The organism is Streptomyces sp. NPDC033177, from assembly GCF_055577715.1.
Genome location: NZ_JBVIPS010000006.1, coordinates 549,464 through 575,836 on the forward strand (window position 1 = coordinate 549,464; position 26,373 = coordinate 575,836).

Genomic DNA, 26,373 nt, shown 5'->3' on the forward strand with positions numbered 1-26,373 from the left:
TAAGGACGCGAGGGCGGCCGTGTCACCGGGGTGTCGGATGGTGAGACAGGATCATCCACGATGTGGGATGCGATCTACGAAAAAGCCGCCCGCGCGGGGGCGGGGAGCGGGGTTCGCTCCTGCCGCATCCATCGCGCGGACGGCTTCGTCTCGTACTGCGGAACGGCCGCTCCTGGCGGCCGATCAGGAAGGTCCCTCGGGCCTCAGCCCGCGAGCTTCACGTTCGTGCCCTTGACCGAGATGTCCACGCCGTCCTGCGCCGGCTCCACCCCGTCGATCTTGATGCCGCCCGGCAGCCCGGTGACCTTCTCCTCGAAGTCGGTCACGTCGCGGACCATGCCCTCGGGGAGGGGGATCGAGACGCCCATGACCTCGAACTTCTTCGGGATCTCGTCGGCGTTCACCTTGATCGTGTCGCCCTCGACCGTCACCGAGCTCAGCACGTGCACCGGCTTGGGCAGCTTCGCGCCACCCTTGCTCACCTCGACCTCGACCTTGATCTTGTTGCCGCCGCCGTCCGAGAGCCCGACCACCTTGCCGGTGGCGCCGAGCGGCAGCTCGACCGGCTCGCCCTGGGCCTGCTTGAGCAGCTCGTCGTACGAGATGTGGGCGGTGCCCGTGGCCTTGTCGGCGGTGGCGGAGCTGTAGTCGCCGGAGAAATCGACGCCCTGCATACGGGCGTCGAGATCGGCGATGCGGATCTTGTCGGAGCCGGAGGCGGCGTCGTAGTTCTGCATGCCGATCTCGACGTCGTCGAGCGTGCCGCCCGCAACCTGGGTCAGGAAGGGAAAGCCCTTGATCGAGACGTCGGGCGTCTCGCTGAGCCCCTCGCTGGTACGCAGCTTCTCCGCCGCCTCGTCCTCGGCGAAGCCCACCGCGAGGCGGTCGGCGCCGACGAAGAGACCCCCCAGGATCACGAGGACGATCAGAAGTATTCGTACGGAGCGCTTCATGTCCGGTGTTCCCCCACCTTGTACCCCCGCTTGGCTGTCGTTGCCGCGAGCCTAAAGGACAGGTCCCCGGCCGGAGTGCCCGGCCGGGGACCTGTCGATCAGCTGTGACGATCAGCCGATGGCCCTGCCCAGGAGGTAGACGGCCGGGGCCGCGGCGGCGAGCGGCAGGGCGACGCCCGCCGTCATGTGCACGAAGCGCGACGGATAGTCGTAGCTGGCGACCCGGTGGCCGATCAGCGCGCAGACACCGGCGCCGAGGCCGAGCAGCGCGCCCTTGCTCCCGAAGTCCGTCATGCCGCCGACGGCGATACCGGCGCCCGCGGCGGCGAGCAGCGCGACGACCACCGAAGCGGGCGTCGGCAGGGGCAGCGCACGGGCGATCACGGCGACCGCCACCGCGATGCCGCCCACCGTCACGGCGTCGTCCGACGCCGCGAGGTGCCCGGTCGCGATGATCGCGAGCGCGGCGGACGCGACGGTCGCCATCAGGCCGGCCATCCGCTCGTCGGCGGAGGCGCGGCTGCGCAGCTGGAGCACCAGGACGAGCAGCACCCAGACGCCGAGGGTGCCGAGGATCGCGGCGGGCGCGTTCTCCTTGCCGGTGACGAGCAGGGCGATGTCGGCGACGACACCGCCCATGAAGGCGAGCGCGATGCCCTGCCGGGCGGGCCACATCCCGTTGAGCCGGAACCATCCGGCGGCGGTGACGGCCTGCAGCAGGATCAGCGGTACGAGGAGTGCGTACTGCCCGACGGCGGCCGTACCGGCGAGCAGCAGCCCGAGGACCGCGGTCAGCGCGGCGGGCTGGATCCCCGGCTCTATGATCGGCGACCGCCCCTCGGCGCGGGCGCGCTGGGCGTCGGTGACGCGGGGGTTGCCGGTGGTGGTGGCGGGGCCGTAGGTGGCGGAGTCGACTTCAGCCGCCTCGTCCGCAGCACCTGCCATGGGCAGGCGTCCCGCAGGGCGGGACGGGTGGGCATGGCCACCAAGGCTGCCGGGTTCCGAGTAACCAGGCTCAGGCGAAGGCTGCGGCTCCCCGTAGGACTGCGGCGGCAGATACGCCGTATCCGTCACGTCCACCACAGGTGAGGGCTGGATCGTCGTGTCCCAGGTCTGCCCCTCCCACTGCTGGGTGTACGAGGCGTCCTGGGCATACGGCTGCTGCGGGTACGGATACTGGTACTGCTGCTGGGCGTACTGCTGGTCAGCGGGGTAGGCCCCCGGCTCGGGCGGGTAAGCCTGCGGCTCGGCAGGCGGATAGTCCCCCCGGTAGGGGTCGTAATCCCCGTACCCCTGATATCGCGGATCGCTCATATCGCTGCTCACCCTCCTGCGAACGGCGGGAGCACCTCGACCGTGCCGCCCTCGGCCAGCCGTACCGTCTCATGCCCACGGGTACCCACGGGGTCGCCGTCGATGAGGAACGAGCATCGCCGCAGTACCCGGACCAGCTCGCCGGGGTGTCGCTCGCGTGCCGCGTCCAGCGCCTCGGCCAGCGTCGTCGCGGCGTACGGCTCCTCCGCGACACCTGCGGCTGCTTTGGCCGCGGCCCAGTAACGAATGGTGCCGTTCACCATCACAGCTCCTCTCCTTCGGCGGATGCCGGTCTTCCTTCGGCGGATGCCGGTCTTCCTTCGGCGGTTGCCGACGTCCATGATGCCGTGGCCCATCCGGCGATCCGACCGAGCAGGACGTCGTCCGCCGCGTTCTCCGCGTGCCCCATGCCCGTCTCCAGCCACAGCTCCGCCCCGCCCTCCGCGGCGGCGGCCAGCATCCGGGGGTGGTCGACGGGGAAGTACGGATCACGGTCGCCGTGCACGATCAGCAGCGGCGTCGGAGCGATGAGCGGGACCGATTCCACCGGGGACAGCGGGACGGGGTCCCACTCGTGCGGGTGGATTCGCGTGCGCAGTCCCACCCGGCCCACCACGCGCCCCACGGGCCGCGTCACCACCCAGTGCAGTCGCCGCATCGGCGCCGTCCCCCGGTAGAACCAGCGGGCCGGAGCACTCACCGCGACGACCGCGTCAACCCGCGCTTCCGTGCGCCCCCCGTGCGCTGATCCCGCGAGCGCCGCATGCCGGAGCACCACGGAACCGCCCATCGAGAAGCCCACCGTCACCACACGTGCATGGCCGAGGGACCGCGCCCACTCGACCGCGGCCGCCAGGTCGAGCACCTCGCGGTCGCCGACCGTGGAGAGCCCGCCGGACGCCCCGTGGCCCCGGAAGGAGAACGTGATCACGGCCGCGGCCTTGGCGAAAACGCCCGCGGCCCGCCGCACGTGCGGCCGGTCCAGATCTCCCGTGAAGCCGTGTGCGATCACGATCGCGAGGTCCGTGCCGGGGTCGGGACCGGGCTCGTACAGAGCGTCGATCGCGACTCCGTCCCGTGTACGGAGCGTTGCGCTCCGCTGAACGCGAGTGATCGGCCGCACAGAAGATCGCGCGACTTGACCTGCCGGACCGGAACTCATGTGGGCTATTCTCCTTGGCAGAGGATCCGGGCAGCGAAGCCCCCGGGTCCTTTCGTGCTTTCAGACGCGTTGTGATCGACAGCGCGCCGGGGCCCAGGGCGCGGCCCCCGGAATCACGGCAGTACCAGGTAGTAACAGTACGAAGCAGTGCCGTAAACGTCCTCGCAGGGACCGAGGAGGAACCGACGTTATGGGCGAGCGAAACGTGCACAACCGTATGACGACCCAGGCAGGTGGGCGGCGATGAGTTCTCTGCTGCTCCTCACGAATGCCCTTCAGCCGTCGACGGAGGTGCTTCCCGCCCTCGGCCTGCTGCTGCACAACGTGCGGGTGGCCCCCGCCGAAGGCCCCGCCCTCGTCGACACCCCTGGTGCCGACGTCATCCTGATCGACGGCCGCCGTGACCTCCCGCAGGTCCGCAGCCTCTGCCAGCTCCTCCGCTCCACGGGACCCGGCTGTCCGCTGGTACTCGTCGTCACGGAGGGCGGCCTCGCGGCCGTCACCGCCGACTGGGGCATCGACGACGTACTGCTCGACACGGCGGGTCCCGCCGAGGTCGAGGCGCGGCTGCGGCTCGCGATGGGCCGCCAGTCGATCACCGCCGACGACTCCCCCATGGAGATCCGCAACGGCGATCTGTCCGTGGACGAGGCGACGTACAGCGCGAAGCTGAAGGGCCGGGTCCTGGACCTGACCTTCAAGGAGTTCGAGCTGCTCAAGTACCTGGCGCAGCACCCCGGGCGCGTCTTCACGCGGGCCCAGCTGCTCCAGGAGGTCTGGGGCTACGACTACTTCGGCGGCACGCGCACGGTCGACGTCCACGTACGGCGCCTGCGCGCGAAGCTCGGTGTCGAGCACGAGTCACTCATCGGCACCGTCCGGAATGTCGGCTACCGCTTCGTGACGCCTGAGAAGGTCGAGCGGGCAGCGGACGAGAAGAAGGCGAAGGCGGCGACGCCGCCGGTCGAGGGTGAGCACAGGGGTATCCCGAAGCGGGACGCGGCACCCGCCGTCTCCGCGCCGAAGGAAGCTGCCGTACGCCCTGCCCAGCGGTAGTTCCATCCGCGTAGACTCCGCGCGTGGCCAAGGTGACTCGGGATGACGTTGCGCGACTTGCGGGTACTTCCACCGCCGTCGTCAGCTATGTCATCAACAACGGACCTAGGCCGGTTGCCCCGGCCACGCGCGAGCGTGTACTCGCCGCGATCAAGGAGCTGGGGTACCGGCCCGACCGGGTCGCCCAGGCCATGGCCTCGCGGCGGACCGACCTCATAGGCATGATCGTGCCGGACGCGCGGCAGCCGTTCTTCGCGGAGATGACGCATGCCGTGGAGCAGGCGGCCTCCGAGCGCGGAAAAATGGTGCTCGTCGGCAACACGGACTACGTGGACGAGCGCGAGGCCCACTATCTGCGGGCCTTCCTCGGCATGCGGGTCTCCGGCCTCATCCTCGTCAGCCACGGCCTGACGGATTCGGCCGCCGCCGAGATCGACGCGTGGGACGCGCGGGTCGTGCTGCTGCACGAGCGGCCCGAGGCGATCGACGACGTCGCCGTCGTCACGGACGACCTCGGCGGCGCGCAGCTCGCCACCCGGCATCTGCTGGAGCACGGGCACGAGTACGTCGCCTGTGTCGGCGGCACCGCCGACACCCCGACCGTCGGTGACCCCGTCTCCGACCACGTCGAGGGCTGGCGGCGGGCGATGCGGGAGGCCGGGCGCTCGGTGGAGGGACGGCTCTTCGAGGCTCCGTACAACCGGTACGACGCGTATCAGATGGCGCTTGAACTGCTCGCCCGGCCCGACCGGCCGACGGCGATCTTCTGCTCGACCGACGACCAGGCGATCGGCATCCTGCGGGCCGCGCGGGAGCTTCGGATCGACGTCCCGGAGCAGTTGGCCGTGGCCGGCTTCGACGACGTGAAGGAAGCGGGGCTCACGGACCCGCCGCTGACGACGGTGGCCTCGGACCGGCCCGCGATGGCGCGGGCGGCGGTCGACCTGGTCCTGGACGACGGGCTTCGGGTCGCCGGTTCGCGCCGGGAGCGGCTGAAGCTGTTCCCGTCGCGTCTCGTGGTCCGGCAGTCCTGCGGCTGCAACTGACGCCTTTCATCGTTTGCCCCGCGCCCTCGGCCGGTGGGAGCTGTTGCCGGGTAATCGGGTGGGTGGGCGGGAAAAATCCGCCGCGCAGCGGCGGCTTTATATGGGGCATACGCACTTCTACCGGTGTTCTCAGGGCGCACTCAGCCGCCTCTCATGAACACCCCGCAGCCTAGATTCCATGACAAACAGCGGCGAGTACCCCCAGCAGCAGTCGTCAGCGCCTGTTCACCATGGCGGTACGCAGGGCGCGTACCCGCCCCCGCCCGCTTTCGCGCCGGAAGCGCCGACACCGGGACAGCCTCCGAAGCCTTCGCGTCGGCGGGCCAAGGGACCCATGGCCCTGCTCGCCGCGGTGGCCATCGCGGCGGCGGCCGTCGGTGGCGGCACCGCGTACGCCTTCCAGGAGCTGACCGGCAAGGACGGCACGTCGAGCAGCGCCACCAACACGAACGTCGTGCCCACCAGCCAGAAGGGCACCGTCTCCGGTGTCGCCGAGGCGGTCAGCCCCAGCATCGTGGAGATCAGCGCGCAGTCCGGCTCGGGCCAGGCCACCGGCTCCGGCGTGATCATCACGGGGGACGGCGAGATCATCACGAACAACCACGTGATCTCCGGTGCCTCGTCGGTCAAGGTGACGACGAACGACGGGAAGACGTACGAGGCCGAGGTCGTCGGCACCGACAGCAAGAAGGACCTGGCGCTGATCAAGCTCAAGGACGCCTCCGGGCTCAAGGCCGCGAGCCTCGGCAACTCCGACAACGTCAAGATCGGCGACGACGTCGTGGCGATCGGCTCCCCCGAGGGCCTGACCGGCACCGTCACCAGCGGCATCATCTCCGCGCTCGACCGGGACGTCACCGTCTCGGCGGACCAGGACCAAGGCCAGGGACAGCAGCAACAGCAGGGCGGCGGCAACTGGCCCTTCGAGTACGGCGGCGAGCAGTTCAACGGCGACACCGGCTCGTCGAAGACCACGTACAAGGCCCTGCAGACCGACGCCTCGCTCAACCCGGGGAACTCCGGCGGCGCCCTCATCGACATGAACGGCAACATCGTCGGCATCAACTCCGCGATGTACTCGCCCAGTTCGTCGCAGGCCGGATCCGAGTCAGGCTCCGGCAGCGTCGGCCTCGGCTTCGCCATCCCGATCAACACGGTCAAGGCCGACCTGGACACCCTGCGGGCCGGCTCGACCGACTGACCCCGACCACTCCCCCGGAGCACCTGGAGGCCGCCATGCCCGGACCCCTGATCACCGTCAACCGCGCCCGGCACGCCCTGGCCGCCACCATCGGCTGGGGCCGCCTGCCCGACACCGATCCGGCGGGGCTCGGCCTCCCCCTCTCCGTGGCCGGGGAACTGCACGGCGCCACCGCGGCCCGCGCCCCCGAAGTGGCCACGGCCAAGGCACCGTCCTCCCGGCCCGCCGCACGCCGCAAGCCCCGCGCGCGCGTGCGAGGCTGATACCGGCCCCGTCCACCGCCCCGCACCCGAGGAAGTACCGAGCCGATGAGCCCCGCCGAAGGCGACCGCGAACAACTGCGCATCCTGATCGTCGACGACGAGCCCGCCGTGCGGGAGGCGCTGCAGCGCAGTCTCGCCTTCGAGGGGTACGGGACGGAGGTCGCCGTCGACGGCGCCGACGCGCTGGAGAAGGCGGCGGCCTACCGCCCCGACCTCGTCGTACTCGACATCCAGATGCCCCGCATGGACGGCCTCACCGCCGCACGGCGCCTGCGCGCGACCGGCTCTCTGACGCCCATCCTGATGCTCACCGCGCGCGACACCGTGGGCGATCGCGTCACGGGGCTCGACGCGGGCGCCGACGACTACCTGGTCAAGCCGTTCGAGCTGGACGAGCTCTTCGCCCGCATCCGGGCACTCCTGCGCCGCAGTTCGTACGCCGCCGGCGCGGGGCAGGCCGAGGAGGGCGACACGCTCGCCTTCGCCGACCTGCGGATGGACCTCGCGACGCGTGAGGTCACGCGGGGGGCCCGCACGGTGGAGCTGACCCGCACGGAGTTCACCTTGCTGGAGATGTTCCTCGCGCATCCCCGTCAGGTGCTCACCCGGGAGCAGATCCTGAAGGCCGTCTGGGGCTTCGACTTCGAGCCGTCCTCCAACTCCCTCGACGTGTACGTCATGTACCTGCGCCGCAAGACGGAGGCGGGCGGCGAGCCTCGCCTCGTCCACACGGTGCGGGGCGTGGGGTACGTGTTGCGGCCGGGTTCCGGCGGCGCCGAGTGAAGAGGCTGACCAGGCGCTTCCGGGCGCTTCCGCTCCGGTCGCGCCTCGCCATGCTGGTGGCCACGGCGGTGGCGCTGGCGGTCGCCGCCGCCGCGGTCGTGTGCTGGTTCGTGGTGCGCACCGCGCTGATCAACTCGCTGGACGAGGCGCTGAGTTCCAACCGCGTGCCGGATCAGCTCGTACTGAGCCTGATCGACGGGAGCGGGCAGTGCCGCCACGCCTCGGTCATCAGCAACCAGGAGAACGACCCGAACCCGTTCAAGTCGACGGTCCAGGTGGTCGACCGCAAGGGCAACAGCTGCGTCATCTCCGGCAAGCAGTCCATCGAGGTCTCCCCCGAGGATGTCGATGTCGCCGACCGGGTGTCCAACCAGGTGATCCACACCGCCACGGCGTCGAACGGCGCCAAGTACCGCGTCCTCACCTACCCCCTGGAGGGGCAGCCCCTGGCGGTCTCGGTCGCCCGGCCCCTCAGCGAGGTCGACGACACCCTGAACAACCTCGTCCTCGTCCTCGTCCTCGTCGCCGGCATCGGCGTACTCGGCGCGGGTGCCGCCGGCCTCTGGGTCGCCCGTACCGGCCTGCGCCCGGTGGACGAGCTGACGGCAGCGGTCGAGCACGTCGCCCGCACCGAAGACCTCGACCTCCGCATCCCCGCCGAAGGCGACGACGAGATCGCCCGGCTCTCCCGCTCCTTCAACTCCATGACCGCATCGCTCGCCTCGTCCCGCGACCTCCAGCAGCAGCTCATCGCCGACGCCGGGCACGAGCTGCGCACCCCCCTCACCTCGCTCCGTACGAACATCGAGTTGCTGGCCCGCAGCGAGGACACCGGCCGGGCCATCCCGCCCGACGACCGCAAGGCGCTGCTCGCCTCCGTGACGGCGCAGATGACCGAACTGGCGGCGCTGATCGGCGACTTGCAGGAGCTGTCGCGCACGGACAGCGGCCAGGCCGGAAAGGTGCAGGTCATCGCCCTGCACGAGGTCGTGGAGGCCGCCCTGGAGCGAGCGCGGCTGCGCGGCCCCGAGCTGACCTTCGAGGCGGACCTCGCCCCCTGGTACGTACGCGCCGAGCCCGCGGCCCTGGAGCGGGCCATCGTGAACATCCTGGACAACGCGGTGAAATTCGGGCCCCCGGGCTCCGCCGTCGAGGTGGCCCTGAAGGGCGGCGCGCTGACCGTCAGCGATCACGGCCCCGGCATCCCCACCGACGAACTCCCGCACGTCTTCGACCGGTTCTGGCGTTCCCCGTCGGCCCGCAGCCTCCCCGGATCGGGCCTCGGCCTGTCCATCGTGGCCCGCACCATGCACCAGTCGGGCGGCGAGGTGGAGCTCCGGCCCGCCGAGGGCGGCGGGACCGTGGCGACGGTCAGCCTGCCGGGAGCGCCGACCCCGCCCCCGACGACCGCCGTGTAAGCCGCTACGTGCCGATCCCGAGACCCGTGCCGCTCAGCCGCACCCGGATGCCGTCCTGCTGCACGCTCACGTCCCGCAGCCAGACGTTCCCCTTGCCCGGCAGCTCCGGCAGCTGGAAGGCGAGCGTGAGGCGGTCGGTGAGCACGGGGCGGGTGAGCCCGGAGAGGCCCTTGAGGAGACCCGGGTCCAGGCCCAGCTTCTTCAGGAGCTCGGGGTGGCCCATCGCGACGTCGATGAGGTTCAGGCCCATCACGTCGTTGATGAAGCGCGGCGTTCCGACGAGGTCGTGGAGCTTGGTGTCGCTCTTCAGGGCGCCGCTGAGCACGGAGTCCGGGACGCCGAGGCGCTTGACGATCGACGGCACGGAGAGCAGCGCCTTGGCCTTGGCGGTCTCCTCGGCGAGGCGGTCAGCGGACTTCTTGCTGAGGTGCAGGCCCTCGGACTCGCGGGTGCCGGGCCGATAGGTCGCCAGGTCGCCGATCTGCAGGCTCATCCTGCCGATGTCGGTGGAGATGCCGCGGTCGCCGTTGCGCTGGATGCGGGCGTCCGCGCGCAGCTTCAGGTCGTGGCCTGCGACGGGCAGCGTGCCGCGGGCGAGGACCTGGTCGCTGCCGTGGCCGGTGAACGTGACCTGTGACGCGCCCAGTTCACGGTTCAGGTCGTCGAAGGAGAGCAGCACCTCGCCCTTCATCTCGCGGATGAGGGCGCCCTTGATGTCGGTGGGTCCGTCGCCGGTGATCGTCACGTCCTCGGCGGTGGCGGAGACCTGGGCGAGCGAGATCCGGTCGGCCGCGACGTCCGGGACGGTGACCTTGACCTTGTCCACGCGCTTGTCGACGACCTGGGTCAGGAAGGGGAAGCCCTCGATGTCGACCTCGGGCGTGGCGCTCAGGTGCATGGTGTCCTTGAGCTTCTCCGCGGCCTCGTGCTCGGCGTAGAGCAGGGCCCAGCGGTCACCGAGCCCGAGGAAGGCGGTGGCGACCAGGAGCGCCACGACGGCCTTGGCGGCGAGCGGGAGTCCGGCGAACCGGTTCACACGGCGGCGGCTGCCGCGGCGGTGGTTCGGGGGCTGCCAGGGGGCGTCGGCCTTGTCGGCGCCGGCCGCGCTTTCGTCGTCGTCCGTGTCGCGGAGGAAGTCCTCCAGCGGGTTCGGCGAGGCGAGGGCGCCGAGCTCGTCGTACGGGTTGAGCGGGGCGGTCGTCTCCACCGCCGCTGGAGCTGCTTCGGGGGGAACCGATTCGGCGTGCCAACCATCAGACGGATTAGCCTGGTTGTGATCGGGCGGAAGCGTGGCTATGCGGTGGGGGGAACGCATCAGCTGATTTCACCATACGTTCACACCCCACCCCAAGCCTTACGCCCAGTAACCACCGATTTAGGCCGGCTTCTGAGCGCGTCTGTTAACGCGTCATTCACTTCACGATGGTGATCCTGTCCGCCTTGGGCGGCGCGATCGGCTTGTCCGCCGAGGAGTTGGCGGTCAGGTAGTCGTTGAACGCCTTCAGGTCATCGCTGCCGACCAGCGGCTTCGTGCCCTTGCCGAGCTCGGCGAAGCCGTCGCCGCCGCCCGCGAGGAAGGAGTTCATCGCCACACGGTACGTGGCGGCCGGATCGATCGCCTTGCCGCCCAGCTTGATCGAGTCCGCCACGACACGATCAGCGCCGGACTTCGTCATGTCGAGCGTGTACGTGAGGCCGTCCGAGATCTGCAGAATCTTCGGGGATGCCTCGTTCGACCCGCTGACCTGCTGCTTGAGGCCGGTGATCAGCTGCGCGCCGGTCAGGTCGACGAGATTGACGGTGTTGCTGAACGGCTGGGCGGTGAAGCCCTCGCCGTACGTGACGACCCCGTCACCCTCGCTCCCGCTCGCCTTGTGGACCAGGTCGGAGCGGATGCCGCCGGGGTTCATCAGCGCAAGATCCGTCTCGGGGTCGAGCGCCTTGCCGTGCGCGAGCTGCGCGTCCGCGATCAGGTCGCCGAGCGGCGCCTCGGGGGTGGTCGCGCCACGGCCCGGGATGTCCGCCGAGATGAAGCCGACGGGCTTGTTGGCGACAGGCTCGGCCAGCTTGTTCCAGCGCCCGATGAGCGAGGTCATGTCCTTGGCCTTGGCCTGCTCACGGCTGACGACGTGATTCGCGGACTTCGCCGACTTCACCGACGTACGGACGATGTCCTTGGTCTTGCGGTCGTACGTGAGCGTCGTGTCCGTGTAGAGCTTCCCGTAGGACGAGGCGGACGTGACCATGCGGGGGTTGCCCGCGGGGTCCGGGATGGTGCAGACGTACGCGGAGTGCGTGTGCCCGGTGACCAGGGCGTCGACCTTCGGCGTGATGCCCTTGGCGATGGTGGTGATGGGGCCCGAGATGCCGTCGCCCGCGCCCGGGGAGTCACAGTCGTAGTTGTAGCTCTGCGACGCGGGGGAGCCGCCCTCGTGGAGGAGCGTGACGATCGACTTCACGCCCTGCTTGTCGAGGATCTTGGCGTACTTGTTGACCGTCTCGATCTCGTCGTGGAACTTCAGGCCCTTGATGCCCTCGGCGGAGACGATGTCGGGCGTGCCCTCCAGGGTGACCCCGATGAAGCCGACCTTGACGCCCTTGTGCTTCCACACCCAGTACGGCTTGAGGATGGGCTTGTCGGTCTTCTCGTCGGTCACGTTCGCCGCGAGGTAGGGGTAGTCGGCCCCCTTGAACTTCTTGCCCTTCTCGAAGCAGCCGTCCTTGGGGTGGCAGCCGCCGTTCTGCATGCGGGCCAGCTCCTTGGCCCCCTCGTCGAACTCGTGGTTGCCGACGCTGGTGACGTCGAGGTCGAGCTTGTTCATCGCCTCGATCGTCGGCTCGTCGTGGAAGAGGCCGGACAGGAGGGGGCTCGCGCCTATCAGGTCACCGGCGGCGGCCGTGACGCTGTAGGGCTTCCCCTTGCGGGCCGTACGAAGGGACGTGGCGAGGTACTCGGCGCCGCCCGCGTCGATCTTCTTCTCGGTCCCGTCGGCCTGCTTCTCCGTCACCTGGCCCGAGGAACCGGCCGGGGGCTGCAGATTGCCGTGGAAGTCGTTGAAGGACAGCAGCTGCACGTCGACGGTGCGCTTCTTGCCCGCCCCACCCGCCGCGTCCTGTCCGGCGGACTGCCCGGCGTTCGCGGGCAGCGCGGCGGCCAGCGCACCGATCGTGGCGAGACCGGCAGCGGCGGCGAGCACACGGGTGGCGCGGCGTCTTGGCCGACGCGGCTGAGGAGTGACTGGCACGTGTCCCCCTGGGAGAGGTCTGAGACGGGCTGAGGGTGGTGAAACTCCGCGCAGCCTAAGGTCAACGCGCGTAGCGCGACAGGGGGTTACGGGTTACGAGGTGGTTGCCGTCAGGGGGCACGTCGGGAGCGTCGCGGACACTTCGGGCACTTCGGACGACCGCAGGGGGGCGTACGGGGGCGAAGCCGGCCGGATGCGGCGACAGCGGCGCGTGCGCCGTCGCGCACTCCTCCACGGGCCGTGAGTACGTCCGTGATCTGCTGCTCGACCGGCCGTCGCCGTACCCTCGACTCCATGACTGACGAGCAGCAGCCTCCCGCCACCCTGCGGCAGATCGACACCGTCGCCGCCCTCACCTCCGACCAGGCCGACGCCGTGCTCGGGCTCATCGCGGAAGCGGCCCGCTCGGACGGCCAGCAGGCCGTGTCCGAGCAGGGGCGGCTGCAGCTGCGGGGCGGCGCGCGGGACGGGGTGCGGCATCTGCTGCTCGGCCTCAACGGCGATCTCGTCGGGTACGCGCAGCTGGAGGACACCGATCCCATCGAGGCGCCGGCGGCCGAGCTCGTCGTGCACCCCGCGCACCGCGGCCGCGGGCACGGCCGGGCGCTGGGCACCGCGCTGCTCGCCGAGTCCGGCCGCCGGCTGCGGATCTGGGCGCACGGCGGCCACTCGGCGGCGCGGCACCTCGCGCAGGTCCTCGGGCTCACCCTCTTCCGCGAACTGCGGCAGATGCGGCGCCCGTTGGGCGACCTTGACCTGCCCGAACCCGTCCTTCCCGAAGGCGTGTCCGTACGCCCCTTCGCCCCGGGCCAGGACGACGCGGCCTGGCTCGCGGTGAACGCCGACGCCTTCGCCCACCACCCCGAGCAGGGCTCGCTCACCCAGCGCGACCTGGACGACCGCAAGGCCGAGCCATGGTTCGACCCGGCGGGCTTCTTCCTGGCCGAGAAGGACGGCGAACTCGTCGGCTTCCACTGGACCAAGGTGCACGCGGACGAGGGCCTCGGCGAGGTGTACGTCCTCGGGGTGCGGTCGGGCGCGCAGGGCGGCGGCCTCGGCAAGGCGCTGACGACGATCGGCCTCAACCACTTGGCGGCGGCGGGCCTGCCGACCGCGATGCTGTACGTGGACGCGGACAACAAGGCGGCGGTGAGCGTCTACGAGCGGCTCGGGTTCACCACGCACGAGACGGACCTGATGTACCGCACGGAGTCCTGAACCAACTTCCTGAGGGGCGGCGTCACTTGACGCCGCCCCTTTTTTGCACCACCCTTTCACTACTCAATTAGTGAAAGGGTGGTGCAAGGGCATGGTCGAGTTCCGTATCGACCGGCGCAGCGGCGTCGCCACCTATCTCCAGATCGTCCAGCAGACCCAACAGGCCCTGCGCCTTGGCCTGCTGGAACCGGGCGACAAGCTGCCCACGGCCCGCGAGGTCGTCGAGGCGACGGCCATCAACCCGAACACGGTGTTGAAGGCCTACCGCGAACTGGAACGCGAGGGCCTGGTCGAGGCCCGCCGTGGGCTCGGCACCTTCGTGCGGAAGTCACTGGGCTCCACGCCCGCCGACTCACCGCTGCGCGGCGAGCTGAGCCGGTGGGCCGCCCGTGCCCGCGCCTCCGGTCTGGAGAGGGACGACGTGGCGGCGCTGTTCAGCGCCGTGCTGGAAGAGCAGTTCACCGAGGCAGAGCAGCACGTATCCAAGGGGGACCCCGCATGACCGACACCGCCATCGAGGCGGCCGCGCTGGCCAAGAGCTACGGACGGCGGGGCCACGCCCTGCGCGACTGCTCCTTCCGGCTGCCCGCCGGACGGATCTGCGCGATAGTGGGACCCAACGGCGCGGGCAAGTCGACGCTGCTCGCCCTCGCGGCCGGGCTGATGCGGCCCTCCGAGGGCACGCTCTCCGTCCTCGGCACCGACCCGGCCACCGCGCGCGAGCACGTCGCGTACGTCGCCCAGGACAAGCCGCTCTATCCGCAGCTCAGCATTGCCGACACGCTGCGTCTTGGCGCCGAGCTGAACCCGGGGCGCTGGGACGCGAGCCTGGCCGAACGGGTCGTACGCGAAGGGGACTTGGACCCGCGGCTGCGCGTGCGCACGCTCTCCGGGGGTCAGCGCACCCGCGTCGCGCTCGCCCTCGCGCTCGGCAAGCGGGCCGAACTCCTGCTCCTGGACGAGCCGATGGCCGACCTCGACCCGCTCGCCCGGCACCAGCTGATGGGGACGCTGATGGCGGAGGCCGCCGAGCACGGCACCACCGTGGTGATGTCCTCGCACATCGTCTCCGAACTGGCCGACGCCTGCGACCACTTGCTGCTCGTGTCGGGCGGCCGGGTGCGACTCGGCGGCGGCATCGACGATCTCGTCTCCGCGCACGCCCTTGTCACCGGGCGCCGCCCCGTCGAGGACCTCGCCCCGCACACCGTCGTCGAATCCCGCGCCACCGGACGCGGCCTGACCGCGCTGATAAGGCCCGAGGGCCCGGTCGGCGAAGGCTGGGAGCTCGAAGAGCCCTCCCTGGAGGAACTGTTGCTGGCCCATCTGCGCTCCCCCGAGGCGCCCGCACTCCTGACGCCGGGCACGACCGCGACCGAACCGGCGGTGACCACGTGACCGCGTCGACGACGGCGCCCGCACCCCGGGCACAGGGCCGCAGCACCACCCTCACCCTGCCCGGCCCGTACCGCGCCGCACTGCGCCAGCACCGCACCGCCCTGTGGATCACGCTCGGTCTGCTGGTACTCGGCATCGCATTCCTGGTCACCAACCAGCTGGTGATCTCCCACGAGGCGGATGCCTTCCGGGCGACCGGTTGCACCATCGGAATGGACATCAGCCCCGACTGCTACACCACGGTCCGCGAGTACCTCGACTCGGACTTCTCGTTCCGCCGGTCCATCGACTACTCGGGCATGGCCATCCTCGCCCTGCCCTGCCTGATCGCCCTGTTCGTCGCCGGCCCGATGATCGGGCGGGACATGGAGACCGGCACGTACAAGCTGGCCTGGACGCAGTCCGTCTCCCCGGTGCGCTGGCTCACCGTCCGGTTCACCCTGTGCGCCACCGTGGTGGTCGGCTTCGGCACGCTGCTCGCCGCAGGACAGCGCCTGGCGTGGAGCTCGGTGCCGGATCTGAACGGTCCGCGGACTTCCTGGTTCGAGCGCGCGATCTACGGATCCGTGGGCCCGGTAGCTGTCGCGTACGCCCTCCTCGGCCTCGCCGTGGGCACGCTCGCGGCGGTGGTGCTGCGGCGCACGCTGCCCGCGATGGCCGCCGCACTGGCCGTCACCGCGGGCGCGGTCATCGCGTTGCCGCTGCTCCGGGGCCGCCTGTGGGCGACGGAGACGGTCACCTCGTCGGGCGAGTACGCGCAGGGCCCTCCCGGCAACGGCTTCGGCGTGGAGCAGGGCATGCTCACCGCCGACGGCCGACGGCTGCCGGAGTCCGTGTGCTCGAACTATGCAGGCCAATTCAGTCAGTGCCTCGACAAGCACCAAGTCACCGGCTGGTACAACGATTTCCACCCCTCGTCCCACTTCTGGCCTCTCCAGCTCGTGGAGACGGGGATCCTCCTCGTGCTCGCCGCAGCGGCGACGTACGCCGCGTTCCGCGTGCTCCGACGCCGCGCCGCCTGAGTTGCGCACCTCCCCCGGACGTGCAAACGTCCGGGGGACTCCCGCACATGTCCCGCACGTCATGTCGCCGTAACCAGTGATTCAGACTGGCTTGCGACCCTCGCTCAATGCAGCCCGCCGTGCCCGACCCTCCCCCCATGAACGGGAAGCTAGCCATCGCCCCGGCACTCTCCGACGCGCCCATCGGGGCCCCCGCGCGGAAGAATGGGGCCATGAGCCAGCCCAGCACGCAAGGTGTCCAGCACGCCCAGCCCTCCGTGGGCTCCATCGCCGCGCACCGCCCGCACACGCTGTCGGCGGCGGTGTCCGACCTCGACCCCGACATCGACGCCGATCTCGACGCGTACGACGAGGACGGCCAGGTGGGGCACGACGGCCAGGAGCTGCCGCAGGGCCGTTTCCTGGACCGGGAGCGCAGCTGGCTCGCCTTCAACGAGCGCGTCCTTGAGCTCGCCGAGGACCCGAACACCCCGCTCCTCGAACGGGCTAATTTCCTGGCGATCTTCGCCTCGAACCTGGACGAGTTCTTCATGGTCCGGGTGGCAGGCCTGAAGCGGCGCATCGCGACCGGCGTCGCCACCCGTTCGGCCTCGGGCCTGCAGCCCCGCGAGGTCCTGGAGCTGATCTGGAACCGCTCCCGCGAACTCATGGCCCGGCACGCCGCCTGCTACCAGGAGGACGTCGCCCCCGGCCTCGCCGACGAGGGCATCCACCTGGTCCGCTGGAACGAGCTGACCGAGAAGGAGCAGTCCCGCCTCTTCACGCTCTTCCGGCAGCAGATCTTTCCCGTCCTGACCCCGCTGGCCGTGGACCCCGCGCACCCCTTCCCGTACATCTCGGGGCTTTCGCTCAACCTCGCCGTGGTCGTGCGCAACCCCGTGTCGGGGCACACGCACTTTGCCCGCGTGAAGGTTCCGCCGCTGCTTTCGCGGTTCCTTGAGGCCTCCCCCCAGCGGTACGTCCCCATCGAGGACGTCATCGCCGCTCCCGCGCACCTCGCGGAGCTGTTCCCGGGCATGGAGATCCAGGAGCACCACATGTTCCGGCTCACCCGGAACGAGGACCTGGAGGTGGAGGAGGACGACGCCGAGAATCTCCTCCAGGCCCTGGAGAAGGAGCTCATGCGGCGCCGCTTCGGGCCGCCGGTGCGCCTGGAGGTCGAGGAGTCCATCGACCGGAACGTCCTCGACCTGCTCGTGCGCGAGCTGAAGATCAGCGAGGCCGAGGTCTACCCGCTGCCGGGTCCGCTCGACCTGACCGGGCTCTTCGGCATCTCGTCCCTGGACCGGCCCGAGCTGAAGTACCCGAAGTTCATCGCGGGCACGCACCGCGACCTCGCCGAGGTGGAGTCCGCTTCCGCGCCGGACATCTTCGCCGCCCTTCGCGAACGCGACGTACTCCTTCACCACCCGTACGACTCGTTCTCGACGTCCGTGCAGGCCTTCCTGGAGCAGGCGGCCGCCGACCCGGACGTCCTCGCGATCAAGCAGACGCTGTACCGGACCTCGGGCGACTCCCCCATAGTCGACGCCTTGATCGACGCCGCCGAGTCGGGCAAGCAGGTGCTCGTCCTGGTCGAGATCAAGGCGCGCTTCGACGAGCAGGCGAACATCAAGTGGGCGCGGAAGCTGGAGGAGGCGGGCTGCCACGTCGTCTACGGCCTGGTCGGCCTGAAGACGCACTGCAAGCTGTCGCTCGTCGTCCGCCAGGAGGGCGAGACCCTGGTCCGCTACTCCCACGTGGGCACGGGCAACTACCACCCCAAGACGGCCCGGCTCTACGAGGACCTGGGACTGCTCACCGCCAAGCAGGAGGTGGGCGCCGACCTGTCCGACCTCTTCAACAGGCTCTCGGGGTACTCGCGCCGCGAGACCTACCGCCGTCTCCTGGTCGCCCCCAAGTCCCTGCGCGACGGGCTCATCTCGCGCATCGACAAGGAGATCCAGCACCACCGGGCGGGCCGCCCCGCCTATGTGCGCATCAAGGTCAACTCGATGGTCGACGAGGCGGTCGTGGACTCCCTCTACCGCGCCTCGCAGGCCGGTGTGCCGGTGGACGTGTGGGTGCGCGGGATCTGCGCGGTACGGCCCGGGGTCGCGGGGCTCTCGGAGACGATCCGGGTGCGTTCGGTGCTCGGCCGCTTCCTTGAGCACTCCCGGGTCTTCGCCTTCGGCAACGCGGGCGAGCCCGAGGTGTGGATCGGCAGCGCCGACATGATGCACCGCAATCTCGACCGCCGTATCGAGGCGCTGGTCAGGGTCACCGACCCGGCACACCGGGCGGCGCTCAGCCGGCTCCTGGAGACCGGCATGTCGGACACCACCGCCTCCTGGCACCTGGGCGCGGACGGCAACTGGACCCGGCACGCGCTGGATCCGGAGGGCCAGCCCCTGCGGAACGTACAGGAGATGCTCATAGACGCCCGGAGGCGCCGGCGTGGCACAGCTAAACCATGAGACGACGACGGGCGATGTCCTGTCGGCCTATCTGCAGGGCCAGGCCACGGAGTTCCTGCGCTCGCTGCGGCTGCACCGCGAGTCGTCGACGGACGCGCGAGGAGCGGAGGAGTCCCTGGAGGCGGCCCGCGCCCTGCGCCGCGCCGCCCGCCGCATCAGCGGCACCCTGCACACCTTCCGGCCGCTACTGGACCAGGAGTGGGCGGCTGGAATGCGCCCCGAACTGGCGTGGTTGTCCGGCACGTTGGCGAGGGAGCACGCGCTCGCGGCCCGCTTGGAACGCCTGCTGGATGCACTGCACCGCCTTTCGGGTACGCCGGGGGTGCCGGCGCCCCCGGATCACGCGGCCGTCGCCGCCAGGCGCTCCGCACGGCAGAACGGCCATGCGCGGCCCGCAGCGCACGGCACCGGTGAACAGGGCGGGACACCAAGGGGCCTGGCGGTTGGCGCAGCCAAGGCCGCAGCGCTGCTGGAGCGCCAGCTGACCCTCGCCCGCACGCGGGCCCACTCGACCGCGCTGCAAGCCTTCGGCTCCTCCCGCTTCCACGCCGTGGCGGACAACGTCGCCGTACTCGCGAGCGAGGTCCCGCTGACCCAGGCGACGGAGGACCTGAAGCCGCTGGCGGCCAAAGCCGAGGAAGACCTCGCCGAGGCCGTCGCCGCGCTGCCCCTCGGCCAGGCGGGCCACCCGTACAACGCGGAAGCGCTGACGCACGGCCTCGCCGCCGACACCGCCCCCGAGGCGCAGGACGCCCCTTGGCTGACGACTCGCGCCCTCCTTCGCCTGCACAGGTACGCCCAGGAGGTCCTCACCGGCAGCCCGGCCGGCGGGGACCTGCGCCTCGCGGAGGCAGGCCACGCCCTGGACCGCCACCGCGAGGCCGCGGACGCCGCATCGGCCGCCGCCTCGGCAGCCCGCACCCCCCGCATCGCCCCGGCGACGGCGTACGCCCTCGGTGTCCTGCACGCCGACCAGCGCCACGAGGTGGAAGCGGCGCGCTTCGCGTTCCACCAGGCCTGGCTCCGGGAGACGGAGGGGGCGAGTACCCGGTGACGCGCTCCGAGGGCGAGGTCGTCCGCGCCGCGGGCTGCGTCCTGTGGCGCCACTCCCCTCATGACGGCGGCCTGGAGATATGCCTGGTCCACCGGCCGAAGTACGACGACTGGTCGCACCCCAAGGGCAAGCTGAAGCGAGCCGAGACTCCCCTGGCCGGCGCCCTGCGCGAGGTCGAGGAGGAGACCGGCCACCGCTGCGCTCCCGGCGCCCGGCTCCCCACGGTCCGCTATCTGGCTCAGGGCCGCCCCAAAGAGGTCAACTACTGGGCGGCCGAGGCGACGGACGGCCACTTCGCGCCGAACAGCGAGGTCGACCGCATCCTCTGGCTCTCGCCGACCGCGGCCCGCAACCGCCTCACACAGCCCCGCGACCAGCAGCTGGTCGACGCTCTGCTCGGCATACTCAACGTGGCGTGACGTATCCGCTACGTTCCGTGACACCCTGCCTAACCAGGCCGACCGCCGAGGTTCACCCGCCGTTCACTCATGCCCATCGGCCGCTTCACCTGCCCTGCCTAATTTCAGCCTTACAACACAACGTACGACCGCAGGACAGAACGACCGCAGCACCGGCACGACGAAGACCTCGCACGCCGCCAGCAAAGGGCAGGCGGCTCCCGGAAGGAAGACCCGAAAGTGAAGCTTCAGCGCAAGAACCGGCTCCGCGCCCTCTCCCTCGGCGCCATCGCCGTCTCCGGCGCCCTGGCCCTCACGGCGTGCGGCTCCGACGACACGAGTGGCGGCAGCGGTGGCACCGGCAAGGAGACCAACGCCAACGCCAACATCAAGTGCGACGACGCCAAGGGTCAGCTCGCGGCCTCCGGTTCCTCCGCGCAGAAGAACGCGATCGACGCCTGGCGCAAGGTCTACTCGACCGCCTGCAAGGACGTTCAGCTGAACTACAACCCGACGGGCTCCGGCGCCGGCATCACCGCGTTCATGCAGGGCCAGACCGCCTTCGCGGGCTCCGACTCGGCGCTGAAGCCCGAGGAGATCGCGGCGTCGAAGAAGGTCTGCAAGAACAGCCAGGCCATCGACCTGCCGATGGTCGGCGGCCCGATCGCCGTCGGCTACAACGTGCCCGGTGTGGACAACCTCGTCCTGGACGCCGAGACCCTCGCCAAGATCTTCGACGACAAGATCAAGACGTGGGACGACAAGGCGATCGCGAAGCTGAACCCCGACGCCAAGCTGCCCAAGACCAAGATCCAGGCGTTCCACCGCTCGGACGAGTCCGGCACCACGGACAACTTCACCAAGTACCTCAAGGGCGCGGCCCCCTCCGCCTGGTCGTACGAGCCCGGCAAGTCCTGGGAGGCCAAGGGCGGCCAGTCCGCCAACGGCTCCTCCGGTGTCGCGGGCCAGGTCAAGCAGACGCCCGGCGCCATCTCTTACTTCGAGCTCTCCTACGCCTCCGACGGCATCAGCACGGTCGACCTGCAGACCGACGCCAAGGAGCCGGTGAAGGCCACCGTCGACAACGCCTCCAAGGCCATCTCCGAGGCCAAGGTCGTCGGCAAGGGCAACGACCTCGCCCTCGAGCTGAACTACAAGCCCACCGCCGAGGGCGCGTACCCGATCACCCTGGTGACGTACGAGGTCCTGTGCGAGAAGGGCAACAAGGCCGAGACCCTCGCCACGACCAAGTCCTTCCTGACCTACATCGCCAGCGAGGACGGCCAGAACGTCCTCAAGGAGAACGACTACGCGCCGATCCCGGCCGAGATCATCTCCAAGGTCCGTACGACCGTCGCGGGCCTGAGCTAGTCGAACCGAGTGCGGCCGGCCCCGCGTTCCCGGGCCGGCCGCACCGTCCGGTGCACCGCCGCCAGGAGCAACTCCCGCTGAAGAAGCGGTGATCGGCTCCGCAGACCGGAGAATCTTATGGATATACCAAGCAGTACGACAGCACCCCCACCCCTCAACGACGTGAAGCCCTCGGGCATCACCCCCAAGAGCCCCCGCCGCGGCGCGACCCGCCCCGGCGACCGGATCTTCCTCGGCCTCTCCCGCGGCTCCGGCATCACGCTGCTCGTGATCATGGCCGCCATCGCGGCCTTCCTGACCTACCGCACGACGCTGGCCCTCGCGGACAACACGGGCAACTTCCTCACCACCTTCGAGTGGGACCCGGCCGGTGCCACCACCGGCGGCAAGCCGTTCTTCGGCATCGCGGTCCTGGTCTTCGGCACCGTGGTGAGCTCGGTGATCGCCCTGGTGATCGCCGTCCCCGTGGCCATCGGCATCGCACTGTTCATCTCGCACTACGCGCCGCGCAAGCTGGCGACCCCCATCGCCTTCGTGATCGACCTCCTGGCCGCCGTGCCGTCGATCGTCTACGGCCTCTGGGGCGCCCTCGTGGTCGCGCCCAACCTGACCGGCCTCTACAGCTGGCTCGACGACTACTTCGGCTGGACCGGGATCTTCGAGTACCAGGGCGGCGCCCCGCGCTCCCTGATGACGGTCGGCATCCTGCTCGCCATCATGATCCTGCCGATCATCACGAACGTCAGCCGTGAGGTCTTCCTGCAGGTCCCGAAGATGCACGAGGAGGCCGCGCTCGCGCTCGGCGCCACGCGCTGGGAGACCATCCGCATGTCGGTGCTCCCCTTCGCACGCTCCGGCGTCATCTCCGCCTCGATGCTGGGCCTCGGCCGCGCGCTCGGCGAGACGATCGCCGTCGCCACCGTGCTCTCCCCGACCTTCCTCATCAGCGCGTCCGTGCTCGACCCCGGCGGCGGCACCTTCGCGCAGAACATCGCCAGCAAGTTCAACGAGGCGACCGAGTACGGCCGTGACGCGCTCATCGCCTCCGGTCTGGTCCTGTTCATCATCACGCTGCTGGTCAACGGCGCGGCCCGCATGATCATCGCGCGCCGCAAGGAGTACTCGGGGGCCAACGCATGAGCGCCACCATCACCAAGCCCGCGAGCCTGCAGGGCGCCCGCCTCCCGCGCTGGACGCCGGCCGTCGTCGCGCTCGGCTCCGTCGCCGTCGCCGTCGGCATCGGCGTGGGGGCCGGCCTGGACAGCCGCATCCAGTGGGGCCTGATCGCAGCCATCCTTTTCATCGGCGTCTCGTACGTCGCCGCGGTCACCGTCGAGGGCGGCCGCCAGGCCAAGGACCGCCTCGCCACCTCGCTGGTGTGGGTCATGTTCCTGCTGGCCGTGGTCCCGCTGGCCTCGCTGATCTATGAGACCGTCGAGCGAGGCTCGACCGTCTTCAGCGGCTACTTCCTGACGCACTCCATGGGCGTGGTCGCGGACGACGAGCCCGGCGGCGGCATCTACCACGCGATCATCGGAACCCTTGAGCAGGTGCTCCTGGCCTCCGCCATCGCCGTGCCGATCGGCCTGCTCACCGCGATCTACCTCGTCGAGTACGGGCGCGGGAAGCTCTCCAAGGTCGTCACGTTCTTCGTGGACGTCATGACCGGCATCCCGTCGATCGTCGCGGGCCTGTTCGTCCTCAGCTTCTGGATCCTGATCCTGGGCTTCGACTTCTCCGGCTGGGCCGGCGCCATGGCGCTCGCCATCCTGATGATGCCGGTGATCGTGCGCTCCACGGAGGAGATGCTCAAGCTCGTCCCGAACGAGTTGCGGGAGGCGTCACTCGCCCTCGGCATCCCGAAGTGGCGGACGATCCTCAAGGTGGTCCTGCCCACCGCGATCGGCGGCATCACCACCGGCGTCATGCTGGCAGTAGCCCGTATCGCGGGCGAGACCGCACCGGTGCTGCTCCTGGTCTGGGTGAACCCCATGATCAACATGAACCCGTTCGAGGGCTCGCAGGCCTCCCTGCCGCTGTACATCTACCAGCAGTACGGGGCCGGCAACCAGGCAGGTTACGACCGCGCCTGGGCGGCAGCGCTCGCCCTCATCGGCTTCATCATGATCCTCAACCTGGCGGCCCGCGGCGTAGCCCGCTGGAAGGCCCCCAAGACGGGCCGCTGACCGCGGCCACTCAGCGACCCTCTCGCAATCCCCTTAAGGCAGTGATCCACATGGCCAAGCGAATCGACGTATCGGGCCTGACCGCTTACTACAGTGCCCACAAGGCCATCGAGGACATCTCGATGACCGTGGAGCCCCGCTCCGTGACGGCCTTCATCGGCCCCTCCGGCTGCGGCAAGTCCACCTTCCTGCGCACCCTCAACCGCATGCACGAGGTCACCACCGGTGGCCGCGTCGAGGGCAAGGTGCTCCTGGACGACGAGGACCTCTACGGTCCGGGTGTCGACCCGGTCGCCGTGCGCCGCACCATCGGCATGGTGTTCCAGCGCCCCAACCCGTTCCCGACGATGTCGATCTTCGACAACGTGGCGGCGGGCCTGCGGCTCAACGGCTCGTACAAGAAGAGCGAGCTGAACGCCATCGTCGAGAAGTCCCTCAAGGGCGCCAACCTCTGGAACGAGGTCAAGGACCGCCTGAACAAGCCCGGCTCCGGTCTCTCCGGCGGCCAGCAGCAGCGTCTGTGCATCGCGCGTGCCATCGCGGTGGAGCCCCAGGTGCTCCTGATGGACGAGCCCTGCTCGGCCCTGGACCCGATCTCCACGCTCGCGATCGAGGACCTGATCGGCGAGCTGAAGGAGCGCTTCACAATCGTCATCGTGACGCACAACATGCAGCAGGCCGCGCGCGTCTCGGACCGTACGGCCTTCTTCAACCTCGCGGCGGTCGGCCAGCCCGGCAAGCTCGTCGAGATCGACGACACGGAGCGGATCTTCTCCAACCCGTCCGTGCAGGCGACCGAGGACTACATCTCGGGCCGCTTCGGATAAGCCCGCAGAGACCCCTCGCGGCGCTGCATGGCGGTGCCGCCGCGAGGACGAGAAGGGCCCGCCCCTGGCTCCCGGGGGCGGGCCCATTTCCGTGCCCCGAAGGGGCGCGGGGAACTGCGCGACCAGCCGAAACGGGCCCGCAGTTATAAGAACTACAAGAACGCCAGGTTCACGAGCCAGAAACTCAGCGCAGCGACAATTGCCGCGGCCGGCATCGTGATGAACCACCCGAGAATGATGTTCTTGGCGACGCCCCACCGCACCGCGTTCACCCGCTTCGTGGCCCCCACACCCATGATCGCGGAAGTGATCACGTGCGTGGTGGAGATCGGCGCGTGGAACATGAAAGCGGTGGTGAACATGATGCCCGCGCCGGTGGTCTCCGCGGCGAATCCCTGCGGCGGGTCCAGCTCGATGATCTTGCGTCCGAGGGTCCGCATGATGCGCCAGCCGCCCGCGTACGTACCGGCGGAGAGCATCAGCGCACAGGCGATCTTGACCCAGATCGGAATGGGCGCGTCGGCGTCCTGCACATCGGAGATGACCAGGGCCATCACCACGATGCCCATGGTCTTCTGCGCGTCCTGCAGACCGTGACCGAGCGCCATTCCGGCCGCCGAGACCGTCTGCGCGATACGGAATCCACGCTTGGCCTTGTGCGGGTTGGACTTCCGGAACATCCACATGATCGCGCACATCACCAGATAACCGGCGACGAGACCGACAAGGGGCGAGATGAACATCGGAATGACGACCTTGTCGAGCACCCCGGACCAGATCACCCCGATACCACCGGCGAGCGCGGCTCCGACCATTCCACCGAAAAGGGCGTGGGACGAGGACGAAGGAAGCCCGAAATACCAGGTGATGAGGTTCCATACGATGGCGCCCACCAGGGCGGCAAAGAGGATCCACATTCCCTTGTTGCCCTCGGGCGTCTCGATCAGGCCCTTGCTGACCGTCTTGGCGACCCCGCTGCCCATGAAGGCACCGGCGAGGTTCATGACGGCGGCCATCGCGAGAGCCGCGCGAGGCGTCAGCGCACGCGTGGAGACGGAAGTGGCAATGGCATTCGCAGAGTCGTGAAAGCCATTTGTATACGTAAATCCGAGCGCGACACCGATGGTCACGACCAAAGCGAAGGTGTCCATGGAGAGGCCTCAGGACTCCTTGACCGCGATGGTCTCCACCGTGTTCGCGACGTGCTCGAACGCGTCGGCCGCCTCTTCGAGCACGTCGACGATCTGCTTCAGCTTCAGCACCTCCATGGCGTCGTACTTGCCGTTGAAGAGCTGAGCGAGAAGCTTGCGGTGGATCTGGTCGGCCTGGTTCTCCAGGCGGTTGACCTCGATCCAGTACTCGGTGAGGTTGGACATCGTCCGCAGATTGGGCATGGCCTCCGCCGTGAGTTCGGCGGCCCGCGCGAGCACCTCGATCTGCTGCTCGACGCCCTTGGGGAGTTCCTCGACCTGGTAAAGGACGACCAGGTCGACGGCCTCCTCCATGAAGTCCATGATGTCGTCGAGGGACGAGGCCAGGTTGTAGATGTCCTCGCGGTCGAAAGGCGTGATGAAGGAGGAGTTCAGCTGGTGGAAGATCGCATGTGTCGCGTCATCTCCAGCGTGCTCCGCGGCCCGCATACGCTCTGCGATCTCGGCTCGGGCGGAGGCGTCAGCCCCGAGCAGTTCCATCAGGAGCTTCGAGCCCGTGACAATGTTGTCCGCGGATGCGGCGAACATGTCGTAGAAGCTCGTCTCCCTGGGGGTCAGACGAAAGCGCACGTGGGGTCCTCGGGGTGCTTTGGATTCGGTCAGGCTGATGCTAGGCGCATCATCCGGCCACGGCTAACCGGCCAGACCCCAGTGTCGCCCATCAGGCACAGTGATCAGCACGCCCCCCGAGCAATCGAGTATCCTATACCCACTAGGGGTATAGGAAGCCAAGCGAGCCAGTGGCTTTTCCTATCACTGCCCAGCGAAGTGACTGTCCAAGCAGGAGGACG

The 26,373-nt window shown here is 69.7% G+C and carries 25 protein-coding genes; 17 read left to right on the forward strand and 8 right to left on the reverse strand.

The window, feature by feature from the left end; genetic code table 11:
* Positions 1-203 precede the first annotated feature (203 nt).
* The 4 genes from ACZ5U5_RS23470 to ACZ5U5_RS23485 all read right to left on the reverse strand — a co-directional run bounded on the left by ACZ5U5_RS23470 (position 204) and on the right by ACZ5U5_RS23485 (position 3,429).
* Positions 204-953 (reverse strand): LmeA family phospholipid-binding protein, encoded by a 750-nt coding sequence (locus ACZ5U5_RS23470; protein WP_469024838.1) that lies wholly within the window; start codon positions 951-953, stop codon positions 204-206.
* 111 nt (positions 954-1,064) lie between these two features.
* Entirely contained in the window at positions 1,065-2,267 is a 1,203-nt protein-coding gene (locus tag ACZ5U5_RS23475; protein ID WP_469024841.1) for a hypothetical protein, read from the reverse strand.
* Positions 2,268-2,275: 8 nt separating this feature from the next.
* Positions 2,276-2,530, reverse strand: coding sequence for a MoaD/ThiS family protein (locus ACZ5U5_RS23480; RefSeq protein ID WP_160505846.1), 255 nt, complete (start codon positions 2,528-2,530; stop codon positions 2,276-2,278).
* A complete protein-coding gene (locus tag ACZ5U5_RS23485; protein WP_469024844.1) occupies positions 2,530-3,429 on the reverse strand; it encodes an alpha/beta hydrolase in 900 nt (299 codons plus the stop codon). The genes ACZ5U5_RS23480 and ACZ5U5_RS23485 overlap by 1 nt, the downstream gene beginning before the upstream one ends.
* Positions 3,430-3,672: 243 nt before the next feature.
* On the opposite strand from ACZ5U5_RS23485, the gene ACZ5U5_RS23490 reads away from it, so the two are divergent.
* The 6 genes from ACZ5U5_RS23490 to ACZ5U5_RS23515 all read left to right on the forward strand — a co-directional run bounded on the left by ACZ5U5_RS23490 (position 3,673) and on the right by ACZ5U5_RS23515 (position 9,196).
* Positions 3,673-4,485 carry a response regulator transcription factor gene (locus ACZ5U5_RS23490; RefSeq protein WP_469024847.1) on the forward strand — a complete coding sequence of 271 codons (813 nt, stop codon included), beginning with the start codon at positions 3,673-3,675 and terminating at the stop codon, positions 4,483-4,485.
* A 23-nt stretch (positions 4,486-4,508) separates the two neighbouring features.
* Positions 4,509-5,531 carry a LacI family DNA-binding transcriptional regulator gene (locus tag ACZ5U5_RS23495; RefSeq protein WP_469024850.1) on the forward strand — a complete coding sequence of 341 codons (1,023 nt, stop codon included), beginning with the start codon at positions 4,509-4,511 and terminating at the stop codon, positions 5,529-5,531.
* 178 nt (positions 5,532-5,709) lie between these two features.
* Complete coding sequence (locus ACZ5U5_RS23500) at positions 5,710-6,732, forward strand: S1C family serine protease (protein WP_469024852.1); 1,023 nt, start codon at positions 5,710-5,712, stop codon at positions 6,730-6,732.
* A 35-nt stretch (positions 6,733-6,767) separates the two neighbouring features.
* Complete coding sequence (locus tag ACZ5U5_RS23505; protein WP_469024855.1) at positions 6,768-6,995, forward strand: hypothetical protein; 228 nt, start codon at positions 6,768-6,770, stop codon at positions 6,993-6,995.
* A gap of 45 nt (positions 6,996-7,040) precedes the next feature.
* Positions 7,041-7,778 (forward strand): response regulator transcription factor, encoded by a 738-nt coding sequence (locus tag ACZ5U5_RS23510; RefSeq protein WP_469024858.1) that lies wholly within the window; start codon positions 7,041-7,043, stop codon positions 7,776-7,778.
* Complete coding sequence (locus tag ACZ5U5_RS23515) at positions 7,775-9,196, forward strand: HAMP domain-containing sensor histidine kinase (protein ID WP_469024861.1); 1,422 nt, start codon at positions 7,775-7,777, stop codon at positions 9,194-9,196. The genes ACZ5U5_RS23510 and ACZ5U5_RS23515 overlap by 4 nt, the downstream gene beginning before the upstream one ends.
* 4 nt (positions 9,197-9,200) lie before the next feature.
* On the opposite strand, the gene ACZ5U5_RS23520 is transcribed toward ACZ5U5_RS23515, so the two are convergent.
* Together ACZ5U5_RS23520 and ACZ5U5_RS23525 are read right to left on the reverse strand one after the other, a co-directional pair.
* Positions 9,201-10,511: an LmeA family phospholipid-binding protein gene (locus tag ACZ5U5_RS23520; RefSeq protein WP_469024864.1), complete on the reverse strand. Its 1,311-nt coding sequence runs from the start codon at positions 10,509-10,511 to the stop codon at positions 9,201-9,203.
* Between the two features lie 97 nt (positions 10,512-10,608).
* Positions 10,609-12,441 (reverse strand): bifunctional metallophosphatase/5'-nucleotidase, encoded by a 1,833-nt coding sequence (locus ACZ5U5_RS23525; protein ID WP_469024867.1) that lies wholly within the window; start codon positions 12,439-12,441, stop codon positions 10,609-10,611.
* Positions 12,442-12,735: 294 nt separating this feature from the next.
* Between ACZ5U5_RS23525 and mshD the strand changes: the two genes are divergently transcribed.
* From mshD to pstB, 11 genes are all read left to right on the forward strand, one after another.
* Complete coding sequence (gene mshD / locus ACZ5U5_RS23530) at positions 12,736-13,659, forward strand: mycothiol synthase (protein WP_469024870.1); 924 nt, start codon at positions 12,736-12,738, stop codon at positions 13,657-13,659.
* Between the two features lie 91 nt (positions 13,660-13,750).
* Positions 13,751-14,161, forward strand: a complete 411-nt coding sequence (locus tag ACZ5U5_RS23535) for a GntR family transcriptional regulator (protein ID WP_469024872.1) — start codon at positions 13,751-13,753, stop codon at positions 14,159-14,161.
* The gene (locus ACZ5U5_RS23540) at positions 14,158-15,057 is read left to right on the forward strand and encodes an ABC transporter ATP-binding protein (RefSeq protein ID WP_469024874.1); all 900 of its coding nucleotides are present in this window, start codon (positions 14,158-14,160) and stop codon (positions 15,055-15,057) included. Before ACZ5U5_RS23535 ends, ACZ5U5_RS23540 begins: the two co-directional genes overlap by 4 nt.
* Positions 15,054-16,079: a hypothetical protein gene (locus ACZ5U5_RS23545; RefSeq protein WP_469024877.1), complete on the forward strand. Its 1,026-nt coding sequence runs from the start codon at positions 15,054-15,056 to the stop codon at positions 16,077-16,079. The genes ACZ5U5_RS23540 and ACZ5U5_RS23545 overlap by 4 nt, the downstream gene beginning before the upstream one ends.
* A gap of 107 nt (positions 16,080-16,186) precedes the next feature.
* On the forward strand, positions 16,187-18,535 hold the full coding sequence (locus ACZ5U5_RS23550; RefSeq protein WP_469024880.1) for an RNA degradosome polyphosphate kinase: 2,349 nt from the start codon (positions 16,187-16,189) through the stop codon (positions 18,533-18,535).
* Positions 18,516-19,589, forward strand: a complete 1,074-nt coding sequence (locus ACZ5U5_RS23555; RefSeq protein ID WP_469024883.1) for a CHAD domain-containing protein — start codon at positions 18,516-18,518, stop codon at positions 19,587-19,589. Before ACZ5U5_RS23550 ends, ACZ5U5_RS23555 begins: the two co-directional genes overlap by 20 nt.
* The gene (locus ACZ5U5_RS23560) at positions 19,586-20,008 is read left to right on the forward strand and encodes an NUDIX hydrolase (RefSeq protein WP_469024885.1); all 423 of its coding nucleotides are present in this window, start codon (positions 19,586-19,588) and stop codon (positions 20,006-20,008) included. Before ACZ5U5_RS23555 ends, ACZ5U5_RS23560 begins: the two co-directional genes overlap by 4 nt.
* Positions 20,009-20,227: 219 nt before the next feature.
* Positions 20,228-21,358, forward strand: a complete 1,131-nt coding sequence (gene pstS / locus ACZ5U5_RS23565) for a phosphate ABC transporter substrate-binding protein PstS (protein WP_469024888.1) — start codon at positions 20,228-20,230, stop codon at positions 21,356-21,358.
* A 117-nt stretch (positions 21,359-21,475) separates the two neighbouring features.
* On the forward strand, positions 21,476-22,498 hold the full coding sequence (pstC, locus tag ACZ5U5_RS23570) for a phosphate ABC transporter permease subunit PstC (protein ID WP_469024891.1): 1,023 nt from the start codon (positions 21,476-21,478) through the stop codon (positions 22,496-22,498).
* Positions 22,495-23,544 (forward strand): phosphate ABC transporter permease PstA, encoded by a 1,050-nt coding sequence (pstA, locus tag ACZ5U5_RS23575; protein WP_469024894.1) that lies wholly within the window; start codon positions 22,495-22,497, stop codon positions 23,542-23,544. Before pstC ends, pstA begins: the two co-directional genes overlap by 4 nt.
* A gap of 50 nt (positions 23,545-23,594) precedes the next feature.
* Positions 23,595-24,371, forward strand: coding sequence for a phosphate ABC transporter ATP-binding protein PstB (gene pstB, locus ACZ5U5_RS23580; RefSeq protein WP_351168352.1), 777 nt, complete (start codon positions 23,595-23,597; stop codon positions 24,369-24,371).
* A gap of 152 nt (positions 24,372-24,523) precedes the next feature.
* On the opposite strand, the gene ACZ5U5_RS23585 is transcribed toward pstB, so the two are convergent.
* Both ACZ5U5_RS23585 and ACZ5U5_RS23590 read right to left on the reverse strand, forming a co-directional pair.
* Complete coding sequence (locus ACZ5U5_RS23585) at positions 24,524-25,522, reverse strand: inorganic phosphate transporter (protein ID WP_363213186.1); 999 nt, start codon at positions 25,520-25,522, stop codon at positions 24,524-24,526.
* Positions 25,523-25,531: 9 nt separating this feature from the next.
* Entirely contained in the window at positions 25,532-26,152 is a 621-nt protein-coding gene (locus tag ACZ5U5_RS23590; protein WP_467695106.1) for a DUF47 domain-containing protein, read from the reverse strand.
* Between the last annotated feature and the right edge of the window lie 221 nt (positions 26,153-26,373).